The sequence below is a fragment of the Mucilaginibacter sp. genome (assembly GCF_964263795.1).
GTDB lineage: Bacteria > Bacteroidota > Bacteroidia > Sphingobacteriales > Sphingobacteriaceae > Mucilaginibacter.
The window spans coordinates 1-20,718 of the sequence record NZ_CAXVWK010000055.1 but is presented as its reverse complement, the minus strand read 5'-3'; the positions used below and the strand labels follow the sequence as shown (position 1 = coordinate 20,718).

Sequence of the window (20,718 nt, the reverse complement as noted above, 5' to 3'; positions counted from 1 at the left end):
TTTATGTTTCTGTAAGCGCATCTGCACTTACATTGTGATAAGGTTTAGGTTGAAAGTCCCCGGGCAGCGAGTGCCTGGGGCTTTTATTTATGCCTGTTGCAACTTCTCCTCCCATTTATCCATATTCGTTTTTTTATTAAATAAAAATGAGCGAAATTAAAGAGCAGCTATATAAATTGTGCGTAGCGTATGTGCAAAGCCGCATGCAGGCTGCCGGACAAGCTATTGCCGAAGCGCAGCAGGCACAAAATGATGATACCAAAAGCAGCGCCGGCGATAAGTATGAAACCGGCCGCGAAATGGCCCAGCAGGAAACTAACCGCAATTTTGCGCAATTGAATGAAGCCAATAAATTAATGGTAGCATTAAATCAGCTAAGCGTAAAAGGCACGGCAATTAAAGCAGAGCCAGGTAGCCTGGTTATTACTGATAACGGCAACTTTTACCTGGCAATAAGCGCCGGGACGCTGCAGTTAGCCGGCAAAAGCTATCATGCTGTATCGCCAGAATCGCCGATTGGAATAAAAATGAAAGGTTTACAGGCTGGCGATGAATTTATTTTAAACGGAAAAGGGTATCAAATACAGTCAATTGGCTAAAAAATGACGCAAAACCGCCTAAAATCAAAAAATAAAAAACATAGTTTAACAAATTAATGTACAAGTGATTAATATCTATTCTATATTTGGTGTAAACAAAACGTAAAATGGCGGGCAACTGCCAGAACTAAACAAAATTTTTAATGAACATTTTCGTAGGAAGCCTTCCTTATTCATTACAGGAAGCAGATTTGCAAGAGCTTTTTGAAGCGTATGGTGAAGTAAGCACCGTTAAAATTATTATTGACAGAGAGTCTGGCAGAAGCAAAGGCTTTGGATTTGTTGAAATGTCAGATGACGAAGCTGCTCAAAAAGCAATTTCTGGCTTAAATGGATCAGAAGTTAGCGGCCGTTCAATCGCAGTTAGCCAGGCAGAAGATAAAAAACCAGGCGACCGCAGAAGCAGTGGCGGTGGCGGTGGTTTTGGTGGCGGCAATCGCGGTGGCGGTGGCGGTGGCTACTCAAGAGACAGCAGAGGTGGCGGCGGTGGCGGCTACTCAAAAGATAACAACAGAGGCGGCGGCGGCGGCGGCGGTAGCCGTTGGTAATCTGTTAACCTATTAAAGCAAAACGCTTTCACCATAGCGTTTTGCTTTAACTACTGTTGTACACGCTTTCATTAACTTGTCAGCGTGCTTTTTCGTATACGACATTTTGTATCGTATCCTCCTGCGTTACCTTGCCCCCGATTATTCATACGTGGTTGTTGGCCATACGGAACACCAGTTTCTGTTTATCATGAGCCGCAAACCCGGTATCGATAAAAAAACTTATGATATGTTAATTGCCAAATACAAGGCTATGAGTTACCCGGTAGAAAAACTCACCTCGCAAAAACATAGCGGCAGCTAAGCAGTTGTTATACAGATTAAAAACAAAGCCACTGGTAAAAAATGCCAATCAATCCCACAGGAAGTGAGGGGCTTTGATACTTTTTATTATTTTTGTCAAAAATCCATACACAATGAGCGAACTCATTAAAAAACAAGTAAATGATGCAAAAGCTTTAATGGACAAAGCGATTGCTCACGCAGATAGTGAATTAAATAAGATCCGTGCAGGTAAAGCCAGTCCATCTATGCTGGATGATATAATGGTTGATTACTACGGTTCTCCAACACCGTTAAGCCAGGTAGGTAGTGTGAACACTCCGGATGCACGAACCATAGTTGTACAACCGTGGGAAAAAAACCTTTTGGGCGCTATAGAAAAGGCTATTAAAGAAGCCAACCTTGGCGTTAATCCGCAAAACGATGGTGTAATTATCCGTATCAACGTACCACCGTTGACAGAAGAACGCCGCCGCGAACTGGCTAAAAAAGCTAAGGGCGAGGCTGAAACAGGCAAAATCGCTATCCGTAACATCCGTAAAGACGCTAACGAGAAGATCAAAAAATTAAAATCGGAAGGTGTTTCTGAAGATGAGATCAAAGTTGGCGAAGGCGAAGTGCAAAAATTAACCGATACGTATATTGTAAAGGTTGATCAACTATCCGACGCTAAGGAAAAAGATATCATGACTGTTTAATCAGTCTGTAATTAATTTAAAGCAGGGGATGGCCAATGGTCCATCCCTTTTTTATGAGCAACTTGATATGGAACAGGAAAACAACGCTGTACAGATCGTTAACTACGAACCAAAATACCAACCCGACTTTAAACGGCTAAACCAGGAATGGATAACCACCTGGTTTAAAATGGAAACAAACGATCATAAAAGCTTAGATCATCCGGACGATTATATCTTAAGCAAAGGCGGGCACATTTACATCGCACTGAATCATAATGAACCTGTTGGTGCCTGCGCGCTAATTAAAATGGATAATAACATGTTCGAGTTGGCTAAGATGGCCGTATCGCCTAAAGCCAAAGGTAAGGGCATCGGTTACTTGTTGGGTAGCCACTGTATTGATCAGGCAAGAGAAATGGGTGCTGATAAATTGTACCTGGAGAGCAATTCCATCCTTGAGCCGGCCATTGCACTATATCATAAATTAGGGTTCAAGAAAATTACAGGCACAGCCTCGCCCTACGAGCGCTGCAATATCCAAATGGAGTTGCCATTACAATAATCCGGGAAACCATTTGGCAAGTAATTAACCTTATTGTCAAATTAAAGGGAATGAGCAACATAGCCGTTCCCTTTTTTTAGTTTTGCGGCAATGAAAATTCTTCTTTCTTATTTAAAAAATTACCGCGGCGTTGTAGTGCTGGCACTACTGCTTGCGGGCGTCAACATCGGCTTTTCTTTACTTGATCCTTACATTAGCGGCCGCATTCTCGATAAGGTTATCGGCAACCGCAACAGTTATACTTATCACAACTATTTAGTTGCCGCTTTAACTTTTGTTGGTGCAGCTATTGGTGTGGCCATGGTATCGCGTATTGCCAAAAACTTTCAGGATTACTATACCAGTATTATTACCCAAAAGGTTGGTGCCAAAATGTACGCCGACGGTTTAAAACACTCGCTTGAGCTGCCTTACCAGGTATTTGAAGATCAGCGCAGCGGCGAAACTTTGGGCATACTGCAAAAGGTACGGTTAGACTGTGAAAAATTCATCACGTCGTTCATCAGTATCTTGTTTGTGAGCTTAACGGGTATGCTGTTCGTTATTTTTTATTCACTGAGCATCAGCTATAAAGTAACGTTGGTTTACCTTGCCGCAATCCCGGTTATTGCTTTTGTGAGCATGGTGCTGAGCCGAAAAATAAAAGTGATCCAGAAAAAAATTGTTGGCGAAACCACCGCGCTGGCAGGATCTACAACAGAATCGTTGCGCAACATTGAATTGGTTAAAAGCCTTGGGCTGGCTAAACAGGAAATTGAGCGTTTAAATAATACTACCTACAAGATCCTTGATCTGGAGCTGAAAAAAGTTAAGTATGTACGCAGCATGAGTTTTGTGCAAGGCACTACCGTTAACCTGGTGCGCAGTACTATGGTGGTGGTTTTATTATTGCTGATATTTGAGCAGACTATCAGCCCCGGCCAATATCTTAGCCTACTGTTCTATTCTTTCTTTTTATTTAATCCCCTGCAGGAACTGGGTAATGTGATATTAAGCTGGCGGGAAGCAGAGGTATCGTTAAATAATTTTAAAGGTATATTAAGTGTGCCGATTGACAAAAAGCCCGAAAAACCGGTATTGTTAGAAAAAATAAGCAAACTTACCTTTGAGGATGTAAGCTTTAAGCATTTAACAGCCAACAGGAATGCCTTAAACAACATCGGCTTTGAAACTATAGCCGGCCAAACTATTGCCTTTGTGGGGCCGTCCGGTTCAGGCAAAAGCACGTTGGTAAAATTACTGGTTGGTTTATATCAACCTTACCAGGGCGAAGTAAGCTACAATGACATCCCAAGCAACGAAATAGACCTTGATCAGCTGCGTGAAAAAATAGGATTTGTAACGCAGGATACGCAGTTATTCTCCGGCACTATCCGCGAAAACTTGCTGTTTGTGCGCCCGGGCGCTACAGACGAAGAGTGTATGGATGTGCTGCGGCGTGCGGCGTGCCAAACGTTGCTGGCCCGTGCCGATAAAGGTTTAGATACGGTAATTGGCGAGGGTGGCGTAAAAGTTTCAGGTGGTGAAAAGCAGCGCCTGTCTATCGCCCGCGCGTTGTTGCGTAAGCCGGATATCCTGGTATTTGACGAAGCAACATCCTCTCTTGATTCGATAACTGAAGAGGAGATCACCGGTACTATCCGTGATGTATCTGAACTGGAAGACCATATCACCATACTTATCGCCCACCGCCTGTCAACCATTATGCACGCCGACAGGATCTTCGTGCTGGAGAAGGGCCACATAATTGAATCGGGCAAACATCTGGACCTAATAGATCAGAAAGGACTGTATTACGCCATGTGGAGACAGCAAATAGGTGAAAAGGATGTGGTAGAAATTTAAGGTAATCCTTATATGTCCTTTTCGAGGAAAACGTACGGACGAGAATAATCTCCAACCTGTTTTCATTGCGCGTTTAATTGCAACATACGAATCGATTACGCATTACATAACAAAGCCCCGCTGAAACTCAGCAGGGCTTTGTTAATTATCTTAAGCTCTTTTATCTAACCAAAGTACCGATGGCTTCGCCTTCAGCAATTTTCATGAAGTTACCGGGTTTGTTCATGTCAAACACAATTATCGGCAGTTTATTTTCCTGACAAAGGGTAATGGCGGTCATATCCATTACATTAAGGCCTTTGTCATACACTTCCTGAAAAGATATCTCATCATAACGTGTTGCAGATGGGTCTTTTTCCGGGTCGGCGGTGTAAATGCCGTCAACACGGGTACCTTTCAACACCACATCGGCTTTGATCTCGATAGCGCGCAAAGATGCTGCCGTATCTGTAGTAAAGTATGGGTTACCTGTACCTGCACCAAAGATCACAATTTTACCACACTCCAGGTGGTGCATAGCACGGCGGCGAATGTACGGCTCACAGATCTGCTCCATTTTAATGGCCGATTGTAAGCGGGTTTCTACACCAATGGTTTCTAAAGCGTTTTGCATTGCCATACAGTTGATCACTGTAGCCAGCATACCCATATAATCGGCCTGGGCGCGTTCCATACCGCTTTTCTCGGCACTTAACCCCCTGAATATATTGCCGCCCCCAACTACAACAGCAATCTCAATACCCTGATCGGCTACTGCCTTGATGTCTTGCGCGTATTGTAAAACCTGGTTATTGTCAATACCATATTGCCTTTGCCCCATCAGGGATTCGCCACTTAGCTTCAGTAAAATTCTTTTGTACTTCATTTATCAGAGGATTTATCAAAAATAGGTATTAATTGGTATTGTTAAAATTTTAAGTCGTCTTCGTTGAAAAATTACCAGTAAGTATGGTGTGCTCAACTTCATAGGCGCTGTTAAAAACTACCAGATCTGCATCAAAACCGGCTGCAATTTGCCCCTTGTTCTTCTTAGCCAATTGTGCCGGGTACAGTGTGGCCATATTCACAGCTTCTGCCAAATCTATACCCACATGCTCCACACAATTTTGCACAGCCTTGAGCATGGTAAGACATGATCCTGATAGCGTGCCATCAGGCATTACGTACCTGTCGCCTGTAAACTGATGCTGGTATGTACCAACCGTTGCAGCAGTAACGGCATCGGTAATTAAAAAAAGCTTATCGCCCAATTCGCGTTTAGCCAGCCGGATCATCGCAAAATCAACGTGAATGCCGTCGGCAACGATGCTGGTATAAGGTTTTTCTTCAAATATGGCAGGAATGTAACCGGGCTCGCGGTGATGCATTTGCGGCATGGCATTAAACAAATGTGTAACGGCCGGAATGGGCTTATTTAAAAATCCTTTGCCCTGCTGGTAAGTAGCATTACTATGGCCGGATGAAAGGATGATGCCCTGCGCATGAAGGTAATCTATCACTTCCTGGTCCTGTAACTCCGGTGCGATGGTCATCATACTAATGGTGCCTTCTGCCTGCTCAACCCAACCTTTAACTTCCGCAAAAGTCGCTTTCTTGATGTATCTATCAGGATGGGCGCCTTTTTTCGCCGGGTTTAGATACGGGCCTTCCAGGTGCAGCCCCCAGCAGTTACCACGCGCATTTGCGCGGTAAGCCTTTGCAGCTGCAATACCTTCTTCTACAATTTCATTAGTGTTAGTGCCTATTGTGGCAAAGAAGCCGGTTGTCCCCTGGTTTAGCAGGTCGTCTTCCATCCGTTGCAGGGCTGCGACTTCGGGAGTACCGGCAAACAATTTGCCCCCACTGCCATATATCTGCAAATCTATCAGCCCAGGTGCAAGGTAACTGCCGTTAAGGTCTTTTTTCAAGGCGTCACCCGGAATGTCGGCTTCATCTATAACGGCTGTTATTTGGCTGCCTTCAATTAAAACGGCTTTACCTGTAGCAATGGTACCGTTAGTGATAAGTTGGAGATTATGAAGTGCTGTTATCATAGCGTCGCGATTATGATGTTAAGTATTTCACGAATGCTACCCTTCGGCAAAGCGGAGGATAACAAAATAAAAGGGCAAAAAAAATCCCCCTCGTTAATAACGAGGGGGATAATATAGTTAAGCTCCTAAAGCTACCCGCTTAAAGGCGGTAACGGTAAGGCCCTTATCAACCGTATCTAAAAACTGTGCAACAGATTTAGATGAGTCTTTAACAAACTCCTGGTTTAATAAAGTTGAATCTTTATAAAATTTATTCAGCTTACCGGCAGCAATTTTTTCAACCATTGCTTCTGGTTTACCTTCTGCACGGATAACATCTTTTGCAATTTCCATTTCACGCTCAATAGTAGTAGCGTCAACACCGTCTTTGTCAATAGCAACCGGGTTCATGGCAGCAATTTGCATTGCAACATCTTTACCGGCTTCGTCGGCACCTTCAACAGCTTTGCTTAAACCTACCAGTACACCTAAACGGTAGTTACCGTGAATGTAAGCAACAACTTTTTCGCCTTCGATAACTTCGTATTTAGAAACGCCGATCTTCTCGCCGATTTTACCGGTTTTGTCAATAATGGCATCAGCAATTTTAACACGTACGTTTTCAACGTCGATAGTTAAATCATATAAGGCTTCTATAGAAGCAGGCTTGTTCTCAACAGTAGCGTTTGCAATTTCATTGGCAAATGCAACAAATTCAGCATTTTTGGCAACAAAGTCGGTTTCGCAGTTAAGGGTAATAACAACACCGGTTTTAAAATCTTCTGAAGTACGTGCTATAACAACACCTTCGTTACTTTCGCGGTCCTGGCGGCTTGCAGCAACCTTAGCACCTTTTTTCCTTAAAAAATCAATAGCAGCTTCAAAATCGCCATTGGTTTCTGTTAAAGCTTTTTTGCAATCCATCATACCTGCACCTGTTTGCTGGCGCAGTCTGTTTACATCTGATGCAGAAATTTGTACTGTAGACATTTTGTTTTGGTTAAATAGTGACTAGTGAGTGGCGCGTAGTTGTTTTACTTATCATTCCAAACACTAAATTTCATTAATGAATAAGTGGTGAATGGTAAACGGTAAGTTTTAACAACTCACTATTCACTAATCACCACTCACTTAAATTATTATTCCTCTGTCGAATCGGCAGCAGGAGCTGTTTCGGTATCAGCATCAGCTGTTACATCTGCAGTCCTTTTTCTTTTACCACCTTCAGAGCGGTCTGCTACTTCAGGGGCATCAGCTTTTGCTTTTGCAGCAGCTGCTTCTTTTTCAGTTTCATCTTCTTTTTCGCGTTTGCGCTCATCTAAACCTTCTTCAATAGCTTTGATGATAATACCGGTGATCAATGAAATTGATTTGGTAGCATCGTCATTCGCCGGGATTGGGAAATCGATGTTAGACGGATCAGAGTTGGTATCAACCATTGCAAATGTTGGTATGTTAAGCTTTAAAGCTTCAGATACCGCGATGTGCTCTTTCTTAACGTCGATAAGGAACAATGCAGCCGGTAAACGGTTAAGATCCGCAATACCACCTAACAAAGTTTCTAATTTGATACGCTCGCGCTGTATCATCAAACGCTCTTTTTTAGACAGGTTGCTGTAAGTACCGTCTTTAGTCAATTTATCGATGTTTGACATCTTTTTGATCGACTTACGTACGGTAGCAAAGTTGGTTAACATACCACCCAACCAACGCTCGGTGATATAAGGCATGTTTACGCCTTTTGCATATTCAGCTACGATATCTTTCGCTTGTTTCTTTGTTGCTACGAATAATATTTTACGACCTGATTTTACAATTTGTTTGATAGCTGCAGCAGCTTCTTCAACCTTAGATAAGGTTTTATTTAAATCAATAATGTGGATACCGTTGCGCTCCATGAAAATGTATTGTGACATTTTCGGGTCCCATTTGCGGGTAAGGTGACCAAAGTGTACACCTGCATCCAGTAAATCCTGATATGTTGTTCTTGCCATTGTTTGTGTCCTCCTTAAAATTATCGTTTACTGAATTGGAATTTCTTACGTGCTTTTTTGCGACCTGGTTTCTTACGCTCAACCATACGGTCATCACGTGTCATTAAACCTTTAGCGCGCAGTGACGGTTTTTTCTCCGGATCCAGTTCAACAATAGCTTTCGCGATAGCTAAACGAACGGCTTCTGCTTGTCCTTTTACACCACCACCTGCTACGTTTACTTTAACATCGAATTTACCTGCGCTGCCAGATACTTCTGTGCTTTGCATAACAATGTATTGTAAAGGTAAGGTAGGGAAGTACTCTTTGTAATCTTTACCGTTAACGGTAATGGTGCCAGATCCATCATTTAAGTAGATGCGGGCAACTGCTGTTTTTCTTCTGCCTGAAGTGTTAGTTGTTGGCATTTTTCTTTTCTCCTGTTAATTAAATGGTTGTTGGATTTTGAGCTGCGTGAGGGTGCTCTGCACCTGCGTAAACATGCAGGTTACCGTAGATAGCACGGCCTAAACGATTTTTAGGCAACATACCGCGTACGGCTTTTTCAATCACACGCTCAGGATGTTTGGCCATTAACTCTTTTGGAGAAATGAAACGCTGACCACCCGGGTAACCGGTGTAAGAAACATACTGCTTTTCGCTGAATTTGTTTCCGGTCAGTTTAACCTTGTCTGCATTGATAACAATTACATTATCGCCGCAGTCTACGTGTGGGGTGAACCCTGGCTTGTGCTTACCTCTGATCATCATTGCGATCTTAGTACACAAGCGCCCCAAAATCTCATTGTTTGCATCAACAACAACCCATTCTTTATTGACGGTTTTCTTGTTGGCTGAGACAGTTTTGTAACTTAACGTATTCACTTGCTTTAAATTAAATTTATTAAACGTATTCTTTACCCCGTATTTACGGGACTGCAAAGATACGCCTATTTATTTAATTAACAAATGGATTGTTGGTTTTCTCAACCATGATTTGTTACCGCTTCTCTACCCTATCGTAAAACCCACCAAACGTATTCATCTTCACAGCGTCCTCGTTAAAGAAATCGCCGGGAAAACCTAACTCAATTTTGCTGGCTTCGTCCAGTTTCTGGATATGGTTGGCCGTTAGGGTAACGTCTATGGTTTTTAGGTTGTCCTTCAGTTGATCGATCTTGGTTGCACCCACAATCGGGATGCAGCTAAAACCTTTGCTCATGGTCCATTGCAGGGCCACATGGCTTTCAGATACACCCAGTTCTTGCGCTACTTCCATTACCACGCGGGTAATTTTTTCGGCGCGCTCATTCAGGCGGTTGCTTTCGGGTTTAATGCGGCCTTTATCCCCTTTTAAATACTTGCCGGTTAAAGCCCCGCCGGCCAATGGTGCCCACGGCGTAACCGTCATCCCGAAGTGCTGCGCCATCGGGATCAGTTCACGTTCGGGCGTGCGGGCCAGCAGGCTGTACTCTACCTGCAGGGCTATAAACTGGCTCCAGCCCATCAACTCGGCAAGGGTATTCCCTTTGGCTACCACCCAGGCCGGGGTATCGCTGATGGCGGCATAGGTTACCTTACCTTGTCTAATAAGATCGTCGAGAGCGCGCATCACTTCATCTATCGGGGTGATATTATCCCAAATGTGCAGGTAAAGCACATCAATAAAATCCGTTTTCAGGCGCTTTAAACTATCCTCTACGCTGCGCATCATATTTTTGCGGTTATTGCCGCTTGAGTTTGGGTTGGTGGTGTTATCCTTAAGGCTGTACTTGGTAGCCAGTACAAAGTAGTCGCGATCATGATTGGCCACATAATCGCCAATTATTTTTTCGCTGGTGCCCAGTTTGTAAATGTTAGCTGTATCTAAAAAGTTGCCGCCGGCGTTGGCGTAAGCATCCAAAATTTCGAAGCTTGTGGCAGCATCTGCACCCCAGCCACCTTCGGTACCAAAGCCCATTGTGCCCAGGCAAAGTTCAGAAACCTTAAGGCCCGACCGGCCCAGCAATTTATATTTCATAGCGATATTTTTTAATGCAACGTTATTAGCAAACTTCCTGTTTTATCCGTTTAAATAAAAATGCACGGTAAACAATAACCAAAGGCAATTGTAAATATAACAAACACATCATCATGAAGATCATCACCCTGCATAAACCGGTTAGCATCGACGAACTTTATCAGCACATTAACCAGCGGCTGAACCCCCTTTTTAGAGAGCAGCGCCAAAGCACCATTACCTTCACCATCACTAACACACCGGCCGGTATTGAGATAAGCCAGCCTGAACTTTACGAAGGCGCATTATTCACCATTGCCGTGCAGGACGATGAGCTATGGATAACCCGCAGTGAGCATTACGTGGATGATGTGAACTCCATCACCATAGAATCGATATTAAATAGTCTGTTTGATGATGTATCCGACGGGCAAGGTACGGATCTGGTGCAGGAGGGATAGTTTTCCCTAACCCGGGAATTTCGTGGTGAGCCTGTCGAACCATTAGCTGCATTACTTTGCCGGGCGTATAAGTCTTCGACAAGCTCAGACTGACAACAATATAAAAAACAAAAATCCCGCTATGCAAAGCAAAGCGGGATTTTTGTTAATGCCCTTATGTTGTCTATCCGTTTATCCAGCTAAACTTGTATTCCAGCATCGGGTTTTTCATTCGTTCGGCAACGCGGATCAGGCGGTTTGGCAGGTTCATGATATAATCACGTGCCTTTTCTCCGTCTTCCTTCAGGTCGACAACGCTTTCGATATGCCAGTCTTCAATTAACTCTTTTAAAATATCTACATAGTCTATAGCGGTATAGATACCTAAACGCTCTGCTGCATCGGTAAAATGGCCGAATGTCTGGCCTATCTTCAGGCCTATTTCGCGCAGGAAGTGGGCAGGCATCACAATCTTTTTACGCATCATATCCTCAAACGCAAGCATCGCTTCGTTGGGGTCGACCTCAAATATTTTCTCTATAAAGTACTTATAGGCCTTAGCATGGCGGGCTTCATCACTTGCAATTACGCCGCACATTTTTGACAATAAGGCGTCACCATCCTTTTTAGCCTGCGAGGCCACACGACGGTGCGATACATTTGTGGCCAATTCCTGGAAAGATGTGTAAATAAAGTTACGGTAAGGATCGTGCCCGGTACCAATGTCAAAGCCATCAGCAATAAGGTATTGGGTACTCACCTCCATCATCCGCATGTTAACGCGGCCACTCAGGTAAAGGTATTTATTAAGCAGGTCGCCGTGGCGGTTCTCTTCTGCAGTCCAGTGGCGGGTCCATTTCATCCAGCCACCTTCTTCGTTGTCAGACACCCCTTCAACCATGGTCAACCATGATTCGTAGGTAGGCAGTGCCTCTTCGGTAATGGTATCGCCAATTAAAACGGCTACCAGATCATAAGACAAGCCTTTGGCGCTTTCCTGTAATTCTTTTATTTCGCTAAAAAATGTGCTTCTTGAAGCATCGGGCAAAAAATCTGACGGCTGCCAAATAGTATCTATGGGCTTAAGATATTCGTTCATCTTTTCCAGCATGAACGTTTCAATATGCCCCATTACCTCTTTGCGTTTTTCTTCGAAAAATTTCATAGTACTATGTTAGTGTACAAAGTTAACGATTAAATATGATTTCAGTTTGATGGTTTGTAATCAATAGCATCTTTCATACAATCAGACAAATTACCAATTGAAGGGGGGCCGTTAAAAATAGAAAAATTAGTATTATAATCCCACAAAATACCCGGGATATCCAACAGTTTTAAATTGCGGCGTACCGCTTTAATATACCGGCACCGGCTTTCGGCATCGGCATATTTATCGTACACACCATATTCGCCGCACAGCACCGGTACCGCAAATTTATTCGCCCAGTTTTTAACTATCTGCAGCTTATCTTTTACCGACACTTCGTTACCGTCTGTTTTATACTGGTAATAGTTGGTTTCGCCCCATGTACCTTTGGTTTTGGGATTTAGCGGGGGGTATTTATCTGCCCGGTATGGAAACGGGATCCCGGTTGTGGATACCTGGTTGCCCACCCATGCTGCTCCCTGGTGGGTAAACAAAAAAGGTTCGTAAAAATGAAAGGTATAAATGATATTCTCGTCGGCAAGCCGGTCCATTCGGCTCAATTCGTAAATGCTGTTGAAGTTCGATGCGCCAACAATTAATGTCTTTTTTTTGTCTACCCTGCGGATGGCCGTAACTAAATTATAAACAGCGTCTTTCCAAACAGCGGGGTTCATGTGGGGCGGTTCATTGTACAATTCAAAAAAAACATTTTCGGGGCTTTCCCGTATATATCTCCTGGTAATGGTTAACCATTGGGCAATTAATCTTGGCGTTTCCGTTAAATAGTTGTTATCATTTAAATTACCGTAATGGTAATCTATTATTAATTTTATACCGTATACCTTACATTGTTTCAAAACATCATCAATATGAGTAAATACTTTCTCAACAGGTGTACCTGTAGTATCGAAATAGTTAAAGGCGACAGGTAGCCTGATGCTCTTAAAACCTAACTGTTTAATAAGCTTAAAATCGGCAGGTTTTAGAATACTTTCGCTTAAAAGCGCTTTGTTCCAGGTTTGTTCGAGGCCCGATACGCTTACACCATTATCAAGGCTCTTTGCACGCTTAAATGCTAATTGCCTTTCTGCTAACCTTATTGGTTGGCTTTTTGCAACAATACCATGCATGGTTATCGTTACGATTATAACCAGCAGCTTTAAGAAAATGTTAGTGCCGAATTTATTTTTCACTTATTTTAACCGAATTTAATACTGACACTATAAAACTAAGTAACAGCGAATGTTTGTTCAGATCTCGAAAGAAGAATATCAAAAAGAAATATCAAAAAAAGCTTGGTACCAAACAAATAATATCATTTGGACAATCATATTTCTTTACCCGATATTCAGCATTGTTGATTTTATTTACGCTAACAGCATCTGGTTACAGTTCCTGATCATCAGGATCATAACAGTGCTGGTGATATTAGGTTTGTACAACCTTTTTCAAACCCGCCGGTATAATTACCGCACCTTGCTGCACATCTGTTTTTTCCTGCTCTCAGTTACATCGGCCATACTTTGTAACGTAGTAAACATACAGCAGCAAAATATCTATTATTTAATATACGCGGCCATCCTGCTGTTTTTTAACCTGCAGGTTTTTTGGGAACCTATCAACTCTATTGTACAAACCCTGGTAGCTATTTTACTGCTGGCGATATTTTATAACACGCTAAGCGAGTACACTTTAGATTTGGTGGTGAGCAACGGCGGCCAGTTCTTTTTCATCATTGCCTTTATATCCTGTTTGATACCCAACGCCCGCTACAAAGTTATCGCGCGTGAAGTACGCTCACAGATCCTGATCGAAAAATCTAACGATCAGCTGAAAGATCAGAACCGCGACATCAACGAAAAGAATAACATTATCGACAGGCAATATGAGCAGCTGCGAAAACTGGACGATCAAAAGAACAGTTTTATCAACATTGCCGGCCACGATTTAAAGAACCTGATTGGCCAGGTAATTATGAGTAATAACATGCTCAAAGAGGAAGATTACCGCCTAAGCGCCGACCAAAAAGAGTATGCCGGTTATATATCCGAGTCTGCAGAAAAAATGCAGTACATGCTTAACAAGCTGATGGATGTGAAAGAGATCGAATCGCCGGAAATGAAATTTAATATGGAGATCTTCGACATTAACCAGGAGGTGTCTCACGTATTTAGAGGCCTGCAGGAAACCGCGCAGATGAAGAACATACACCTGGTTGATAATATTTTGAAACTGCCGCTAAATGTTAAGCTTGACAGGGTGTTTGCCGGTCAGGTTTTTCAAAACCTACTGTCAAATGCCATTAAATTCTCGCAAACCAACAACAACATTAAGGTTGTTACCAGCCTGCAGCGCCAGCGGTTCGTGTTTGAGATTATTGACGAAGGTGTTGCCATAGGACAGGAAGAGCTGGATATGATGTTTAACAAATTAAAAACGCTTAATGATGCATCCGGCTCTATGGAGAGCAGACTTGGCCTTGGATTATCAATAGCCAAGTTGATGACCAAAGAGCTGGGCGGCGATATTGTGTACCGCAGCGACGATAACGGCAATTACTTTAGGGTAGAATTTTACGTAATAAACTAATACTTACAAATCCGATGAAGAGAATACTTTCCATTTTAGCTTTCATATTATTAAGCTCGGCTACCTTTGCACAGTCGCAGGCTATTATATCATTTAAAGCAATGGGCCATAATGATGATGAACCTATCTTCGGCATGAGCGGTGCATCATCATTTTATTATAAAATAACTCCTAATTACGAGGTTAACGGCAGTAAGCTGGTTATTTACTTTGAGCCTTCGCAGGCGCTTATTCGTGAAAAATCATTCATCAACCTTTCTATCGGTTCAAAACCGGTTTACAGTGGTAAGCTGACGCGCGATTCGATACAACGCATTGCCATTAATTTAACCCGTGCGGATGTAAGCGCAGATAATTTTTTGAAGATACAGGTAAAAACTTTGCTGGCTATCAGTAATGATCAGTGTAAAGATCTGGATAACCCGGCCATGTGGTTAAAGGTTAAAAATTACTCTTACATATCACTGGTTAAAAGCAACAAAAACTTTTTTAATAATGTAAACGTCAGCAATTGTTTCGATTCTAAAACCGCAATTGTTTATCCGTCAAACCCTACCCTGCACGATTTAAAGGCAGTGGCATGGGCTTACGCCAGATTAAAAAAAACCAACCAACACGAAATAAAGGTATTTGAAGCCAAAAATCTGCCGGATAGTGTACGCAACTACATTATGGTAGGCAAATTGGCATCTATACCGGCGGCACAACGCCCGTTAATAAAGGTTACGCCGCAAAACAACCAGGGCTTATTTTACCTGCACAAATCAATAATAAGCGTAACTGATACCATAACCACCCTGGTAGATTTTAAAGGCCGCCTGTTGCCTGTAAAAACCATTGGTTTAGAAACCGTACCTAAAGAGATCCTGTTCATATCGGGCGGAGACGATGCCGGTTACGAAAAAACCATCACAGCGTTGGGTAACATGAATATCCTCAACTCAACCTTTGGCGACTACCTGCTGGTTAACAAGGCACAAAACACCTTCTTTAAAACCATTGATGAGAACCGCTCAAAATTATCGTTGAAACAAATTGGAGGCGTTGGCGACTTTATGTCGGGTATCGGGTCGTTAAAAAGCTCTTTTAACTTTAAAAACTCCGATTTTAGTTTTACACCTAAGGAGGTTGAGATCAGGATTATTGCCAATTACAGCAGCCTTAATCCCGGCGACCGTGGTTTCTTTAACATTTACCTTAACGGCCTGCTGCTGAGCAGCGAAAAGCTGGATGCATCCGGCAAGTTAAACACGGCGGTAACCATTAACCGTTATCAGCACCATAAATACAATACGCTGGAAGCCGAATTCCGTTTTTATCCAACCAACGGTAACTGTAATAACAGCTTTACCAATTTCTTTGCAGAGATAGACGTAGATAAATCTTACCTCGAATCAAAGAACCCATTCATCACAAGCGATCTGAGCTTTTATCAGTATCCGGAAGCCTTTAACAGCGGCACTACCCGCATTGTGGTATCAAAACCGTTTGCTAAATATGCTGCCGGTGCAATGGGCGAGATCATTTACGAGCTGAACAACAACATTAACGCCAACAACTTCCCCGAGTTTATATACTCTGACGCGGTTGAGGCGCCTGAGTTGAAAAAGAATAACATCATTGCCCTTTTAACTAAGGATGATCCGTTACTTAACGAGTTCCCGGATGCGCCTATTAAATTTAACCGCAACTTCAGGCTTTACAATACTGACAATAATACGGTGGTGTACTCGCTGTCCGACACTACGTCAAATGGTTTGGCACAGATTTTTTACGGGCGAAGCAACAATGCTACGCTGGTGCTCACGGCAACAGGTAAACACCTTGCCGAAGCATTCCTGGCGGCCTCAAAATCAATTACCGAACAGCTGTCGACCCTGTCAAGTAACGTTTGTATATCTGATGTTAACAACAATAAATACCTGTTCAACATCAATAAATCGAGCGAAAACCTGGAGTACATTGATACCAAAAGCGCGCTTACCCGTTTCTGGGACAACTACAACCTTTACATATTGTTAGGTATCCTGGTGTTGATCTTATTGTCATTCTTGTACATACGCTCAAAAGTTCAAAAATCGCAGGAGCTGTTTAACGATTAAGCTGCCCTTTGCCTTACGCTTTAGCTATTATAAATATTTTTAATGAGCATGTCCATCCCCGAATTATTGATAAGCGACGGTTTCGTAACCATGAGGGAAAGGGAGGAGATCGACATTTTCGCAGCAGAATCGGGCATTTCGTTCATTAAAATTTTGCTGACGTATGGCTATGTATCGCGTAAAAACTACGAGCGCTCGTTAACCAACGCCGGTTATACCTTCGCCGAAATACGGGACATGGCATTTGACAAAGAGGTGCTGAGCAAGATTGACCTGCAGTTTGCCTACGAAAGGGTGGCCATGCCCCTACGGATAGAAAACAACAAGGTGATCACGCTTATGGCAAATCCGGATGATACGCTGTTTCTGGATTTCATCAAGTTCACCTATGATATGGAGCCTGAGGTTATCCTTGCATCCGATCTGGAAATTGTGTGGCTGAGCAATAAACTGTTGGGCGAAAAATATGTAAAGTCTGCAGTTTTTGAGCTGTTAAAGCGTGACCCGGACAGCTCGGCAGTGGTAACATTCACATCGCCGCAATTGATATTTATTTTTGTGCTTATTGCGCTGGTAACTATTGGTATGGTGGTGAGTTTTAAAAACACCTCCATCACCATCAATGTTATCCTCAGTTCATTCTTTTTGATCGCCATAATCTTTAAACTATTCCTTGCATTGGTAGGCTCGCGGTTTGAATTGCACCAGGCTGTTACTAAAGACGAATTGAAGCTGGTGGTAGATGACGATCTGCCCAACTACACCATACTGCTGCCTGTTTATAAAGAGGATAAGCTGATCAAAAAACTGATCTGGAACCTGCAGGCGCTGGATTACCCCCGCCAAAAGCTCGATATCAAACTACTTATTGAAGAAGACGACGATAAAACGCTTAACGCGGTAAAAAACCTGGATTTCCCGGCCATTTTCGAGGTGATCGTAGTCCCTTTTCACATGCCTAAAACCAAGCCCAAGGCTTGTAACTACGGCCTGCATTTTTCAAGGGGCAAGTACATCACCATCTACGATGCCGAGGACATACCCGATACCGATCAGCTCAAAAAGATAGTTACGCTGTTTGCCAAATTGCCCGATGAATACATTTGCATTCAAAGCGCGCTAAACTACTTTAACCGTAACGAGAACTTCCTGACCAGGATGTTCACCCTGGAATATTCATACTGGTTTGATTATATGCTGCCCGGGCTGGATACCCTGGATATCCCTATCCCCCTGGGAGGTACCAGCAACCACTTTAAGCTGGCCGAACTGGTTGACCTTGGCGCCTGGGATCCGTTTAATGTTACCGAGGATGCCGATTTAGGTGTACGTGCATACGCCAAGGGGCATAAAGTAGCCATCATTAATTCTACCACTTACGAAGAAGCCAATAACGAACCCTTTAACTGGATCCGCCAGCGATCGCGCTGGATAAAAGGGTATATGCAAACCTACCTGGTACATATGCGTAATCCGGTAGCCCTCTGGAAAAAAATCGGTTGGAAAGGTTTTTTAGGTTTCGGTTTCTTTATCGGCGCTACGCCAATAACCTTTTTGGTTTACCCGCTGCTGCTTATGTTCTTTATCTGCTATGTCATATTCGATCTGTCATCTATCCGTACGCTGTTTCCGGATTGGGTGCTGTTCATGTCGATATTTAACCTGATGGTGGGCAACATACTGATGATATATGTAAATATGATGGCGGTATTTAAGCGTCGCTATTACGAGCTGATATTGTTTGCGATAGCCAACCCCATTTACTGGCTGATGCACTCTATAGCGGCTTACAAAGGCCTTTACCAGCTAATTGTAAAACCGTTTTACTGGGAAAAAACAAACCATGGTTTAAGTAAGGTTAACAATCCTACAAACGTTGTTAAATGAGAATTTCTAAACCCGTATTCCTGCTTATTCTTACGGTGATATTGGTCATATATTACCTAGTTTGCGCCATCTACCTGCATGATCTGGGATATTACAATAACGAGTCGTTGTTTTATATTGAAAAGGCTAAGATCGTATTCGACGGGTTGGGCAACCGGCTAAAGGTAATGGGCTTAACAGCGCCCATGATCCCCTTTTACGCCACATTTATTTTTACCCCTATCAGTTATACGCTGGCACCGGTACTGGCATCGGCATTAGGTACAGCCGTGCTCTTTTACCTGATGGCCACTACGCTGCTTAACCGCCTTGCAGACGATTTTTACCTGTGGATACTGCTGGCCCTGTTCCTTTTTCACCCCGGGATACTGTACACCGCCTGTTCCGGCAAGAACATTTATATAATCCTCATCTTTTTCTTTTTGTTCTTTATTAACTTGTTCAAGTTCTACAAATCCAACACCACATTCCACGTATCTATTGCCAGCATCTGCCTGGTAACACTTATCTTTTGCGATTATAAATTCATCTGGCTCACCCTGTTCTTTTTACCGCTGGTGCTATCCATCACCATACACAGCTTAAGTTTGGGCGAGCAGGAATCTATTTTCCGGCTGTTCCAGAGTTTTAACAGCCCGTCGTTAAGGCGTAAGCTTACCAATAAAACCTTCTCGTTATACGTGATCATATTTGCGCTGCCGCTGGTGGCCGTGCTTTGCTACAAGCTGCTTAACCTTACCCACGCTAACGATCTTAACTACTTTAATGAAAGCCCCTATGCCACTTGGAACGTACTGATAGATAAGCTCAGTTTCGACGAGCAGACAACGGGCATCACCTACCGCATTCCTGAAATTTCTATCCTGCTATCGTTCCGTGTGCTGCTATTTTGCCCCATGATAATGGTTGCCGTGTACCTGTTAAGGCAAAGCACTTACCAGGTGTTAACTATTCTGACGCCATTTGCGCTTATCGAATTCCTGCACATTAAGTACGATAAGGTTTTTGTGGCATACCAGTATTACATGCTGTTTATTGTACTTAGCTTTTTGTGCGTGGTTATCCGCTCGCACACCGTCAGAAGCCAGGGGGCGTTTAAGGTGATGATCGCTATCATCGTGTCCATCCAGATCTATATGGGCGGGTACTTTTTAACCACATCATCCATCACCGAAGAAAAGAATTTTGTAAGCATCCTATTTGAACGGAACGATGACGCTACCCAAACCGACAATATGGACGTGGCCAACTACATCAGCAGCCTGCCCAGCGATATGCACATACTGGTAGATGATGCCACCGCATATCCTATTGTAGCCTTTACCCGCGATATTAAACCGCTGATAATGCCTTACGAAGGCAACTTTTTGAGTGCGCTGGAGTCGCCGGATAAATATGCAGACTACATCGTGATCGCTACTGCTAAAAACGCCCTTACCGGTTACACCCAGCTGAACAATAAGTACGTAGTCGAGATAAAGCGCACCGTCCCCCAAATAGATTTCCGCAAGGTTTTTGAAACCCGCGACTGGATCGTTTACCGCGTAATATCAGGCAATTAAATCAACCGGTTTCTTAGTGGACTGCGAAATCCATATGATTAGCCTGTCGTTCTTGTCATGGTGAGCCTGTCGAACAACCACCCCCTGTCATTTCGACCAAGCGATAGCGAGGGAGAAATCTTCTTCTCAAAGCAACTCACCTTTCCCAGTCCGGAACACGCCCCAAAGCACACAACTCAACGCTGCCTGGTTCGAAACGTCAACGATATTTAGCACGCGAATCAATACTATATACCATCTTTGGATAAGCAAATCTGTTCAAATAACTCGCAGGTGTACAGCCTGAGGGCAGCCAGTTATAGATGGGGATGCAGGTTATACCCAAATATACCTATAGCAAATGAAGGAAGTGGTGACAGTAGTATGTCAGTAGTGCAAAACGGAATGGTTTGATTAACAGTTATTTATGCAGAAAAGCGGGTGTTCACGGCAGTGAACGTGAACGCTTTGGGGTGGAATGTGAGTTGAGCTTCGGGACTTACGGCCTAAGA

At 43.2% G+C, this 20,718-nt stretch carries 20 protein-coding genes; 11 read left to right on the top strand and 9 right to left on the bottom strand.

The annotated features are described in order from the left end of the window. Positions 1–146 precede the first annotated feature (146 nt). The 6 genes from ACE5CV_RS09200 (at position 147) to ACE5CV_RS09175 (ending at position 4,516) form a co-directional block, all read left to right on the top strand. Positions 147–599 (top strand): 3-oxoacyl-ACP synthase, encoded by a 453-nt coding sequence (locus ACE5CV_RS09200; RefSeq protein WP_374949871.1) that lies wholly within the window; start codon positions 147–149, stop codon positions 597–599. Between the two features lie 143 nt (positions 600–742). Continuing rightward, positions 743–1,147: an RNA recognition motif domain-containing protein gene (locus ACE5CV_RS09195; RefSeq protein WP_374949870.1), complete on the top strand. Its 405-nt coding sequence runs from the start codon at positions 743–745 to the stop codon at positions 1,145–1,147. Between the two features lie 106 nt (positions 1,148–1,253). Beyond that, positions 1,254–1,451, top strand: coding sequence for a lipocalin family protein (locus ACE5CV_RS09190; protein WP_374949869.1), 198 nt, complete (start codon positions 1,254–1,256; stop codon positions 1,449–1,451). Positions 1,452–1,563: 112 nt separating this feature from the next. Then, a complete protein-coding gene (gene frr, locus ACE5CV_RS09185; RefSeq protein ID WP_374949868.1) occupies positions 1,564–2,127 on the top strand; it encodes a ribosome recycling factor in 564 nt (187 codons plus the stop codon). Between the two features lie 67 nt (positions 2,128–2,194). Then, positions 2,195–2,671, top strand: coding sequence for a GNAT family N-acetyltransferase (locus tag ACE5CV_RS09180; protein ID WP_374949867.1), 477 nt, complete (start codon positions 2,195–2,197; stop codon positions 2,669–2,671). 90 nt (positions 2,672–2,761) lie between these two features. Then, complete coding sequence (locus ACE5CV_RS09175) at positions 2,762–4,516, top strand: ABC transporter ATP-binding protein (protein ID WP_374949866.1); 1,755 nt, start codon at positions 2,762–2,764, stop codon at positions 4,514–4,516. Between the two features lie 160 nt (positions 4,517–4,676). Here ACE5CV_RS09175 and pyrH read toward each other — a convergent pair whose 3' ends face one another. The 7 genes from pyrH to ACE5CV_RS09140 all read right to left on the bottom strand — a co-directional run bounded on the left by pyrH (position 4,677) and on the right by ACE5CV_RS09140 (position 10,521). Beyond that, complete coding sequence (pyrH, locus tag ACE5CV_RS09170; protein ID WP_374949865.1) at positions 4,677–5,381, bottom strand: UMP kinase; 705 nt, start codon at positions 5,379–5,381, stop codon at positions 4,677–4,679. 49 nt (positions 5,382–5,430) lie between these two features. Further along, the gene (gene nagA / locus ACE5CV_RS09165) at positions 5,431–6,549 is read right to left on the bottom strand and encodes an N-acetylglucosamine-6-phosphate deacetylase (RefSeq protein WP_374949864.1); all 1,119 of its coding nucleotides are present in this window, start codon (positions 6,547–6,549) and stop codon (positions 5,431–5,433) included. Positions 6,550–6,666: 117 nt separating this feature from the next. Beyond that, positions 6,667–7,518 carry a translation elongation factor Ts gene (gene tsf / locus ACE5CV_RS09160; protein WP_374949863.1) on the bottom strand — a complete coding sequence of 284 codons (852 nt, stop codon included), beginning with the start codon at positions 7,516–7,518 and terminating at the stop codon, positions 6,667–6,669. Between the two features lie 149 nt (positions 7,519–7,667). Then, positions 7,668–8,522 (bottom strand): 30S ribosomal protein S2, encoded by an 855-nt coding sequence (rpsB, locus tag ACE5CV_RS09155; protein WP_374949862.1) that lies wholly within the window; start codon positions 8,520–8,522, stop codon positions 7,668–7,670. Positions 8,523–8,542: 20 nt separating this feature from the next. Further along, the gene (gene rpsI, locus ACE5CV_RS09150) at positions 8,543–8,929 is read right to left on the bottom strand and encodes a 30S ribosomal protein S9 (protein ID WP_374949861.1); all 387 of its coding nucleotides are present in this window, start codon (positions 8,927–8,929) and stop codon (positions 8,543–8,545) included. Between the two features lie 19 nt (positions 8,930–8,948). Next, the gene (gene rplM, locus ACE5CV_RS09145; protein WP_067062091.1) at positions 8,949–9,386 is read right to left on the bottom strand and encodes a 50S ribosomal protein L13; all 438 of its coding nucleotides are present in this window, start codon (positions 9,384–9,386) and stop codon (positions 8,949–8,951) included. Positions 9,387–9,501: 115 nt separating this feature from the next. Beyond that, on the bottom strand, positions 9,502–10,521 hold the full coding sequence (locus ACE5CV_RS09140; protein WP_374949860.1) for an aldo/keto reductase: 1,020 nt from the start codon (positions 10,519–10,521) through the stop codon (positions 9,502–9,504). A gap of 113 nt (positions 10,522–10,634) precedes the next feature. Here ACE5CV_RS09140 and ACE5CV_RS09135 point away from each other — a divergent pair, with 113 nt between their 5' ends. Then, positions 10,635–10,961, top strand: a complete 327-nt coding sequence (locus ACE5CV_RS09135; RefSeq protein ID WP_374949859.1) for a hypothetical protein — start codon at positions 10,635–10,637, stop codon at positions 10,959–10,961. A gap of 163 nt (positions 10,962–11,124) precedes the next feature. On the opposite strand, the gene ACE5CV_RS09130 is transcribed toward ACE5CV_RS09135, so the two are convergent. Continuing rightward, positions 11,125–12,105 carry an acyl-ACP desaturase gene (locus tag ACE5CV_RS09130; RefSeq protein WP_374949858.1) on the bottom strand — a complete coding sequence of 327 codons (981 nt, stop codon included), beginning with the start codon at positions 12,103–12,105 and terminating at the stop codon, positions 11,125–11,127. A 41-nt stretch (positions 12,106–12,146) separates the two neighbouring features. Beyond that, positions 12,147–13,280, bottom strand: coding sequence for a glycoside hydrolase family 5 protein (locus tag ACE5CV_RS09125; protein WP_374949857.1), 1,134 nt, complete (start codon positions 13,278–13,280; stop codon positions 12,147–12,149). Positions 13,281–13,329: 49 nt separating this feature from the next. Here ACE5CV_RS09125 and ACE5CV_RS09120 point away from each other — a divergent pair, with 49 nt between their 5' ends. The 4 genes from ACE5CV_RS09120 to ACE5CV_RS09105 are packed head-to-tail and all read left to right on the top strand — an operon-like array spanning position 13,330 to position 20,227. Beyond that, positions 13,330–14,676 carry a sensor histidine kinase gene (locus ACE5CV_RS09120; protein ID WP_374949856.1) on the top strand — a complete coding sequence of 449 codons (1,347 nt, stop codon included), beginning with the start codon at positions 13,330–13,332 and terminating at the stop codon, positions 14,674–14,676. 14 nt (positions 14,677–14,690) lie between these two features. Continuing rightward, on the top strand, positions 14,691–16,778 hold the full coding sequence (locus ACE5CV_RS09115; protein WP_374949855.1) for a cellulose biosynthesis cyclic di-GMP-binding regulatory protein BcsB: 2,088 nt from the start codon (positions 14,691–14,693) through the stop codon (positions 16,776–16,778). A 42-nt stretch (positions 16,779–16,820) separates the two neighbouring features. Further along, a complete protein-coding gene (locus tag ACE5CV_RS09110; RefSeq protein WP_374949854.1) occupies positions 16,821–18,665 on the top strand; it encodes a glycosyltransferase in 1,845 nt (614 codons plus the stop codon). After that, positions 18,662–20,227: a hypothetical protein gene (locus tag ACE5CV_RS09105; protein WP_374949853.1), complete on the top strand. Its 1,566-nt coding sequence runs from the start codon at positions 18,662–18,664 to the stop codon at positions 20,225–20,227. The genes ACE5CV_RS09110 and ACE5CV_RS09105 overlap by 4 nt, the downstream gene beginning before the upstream one ends. The last annotated feature ends 491 nt before the right edge of the window (positions 20,228–20,718 follow it).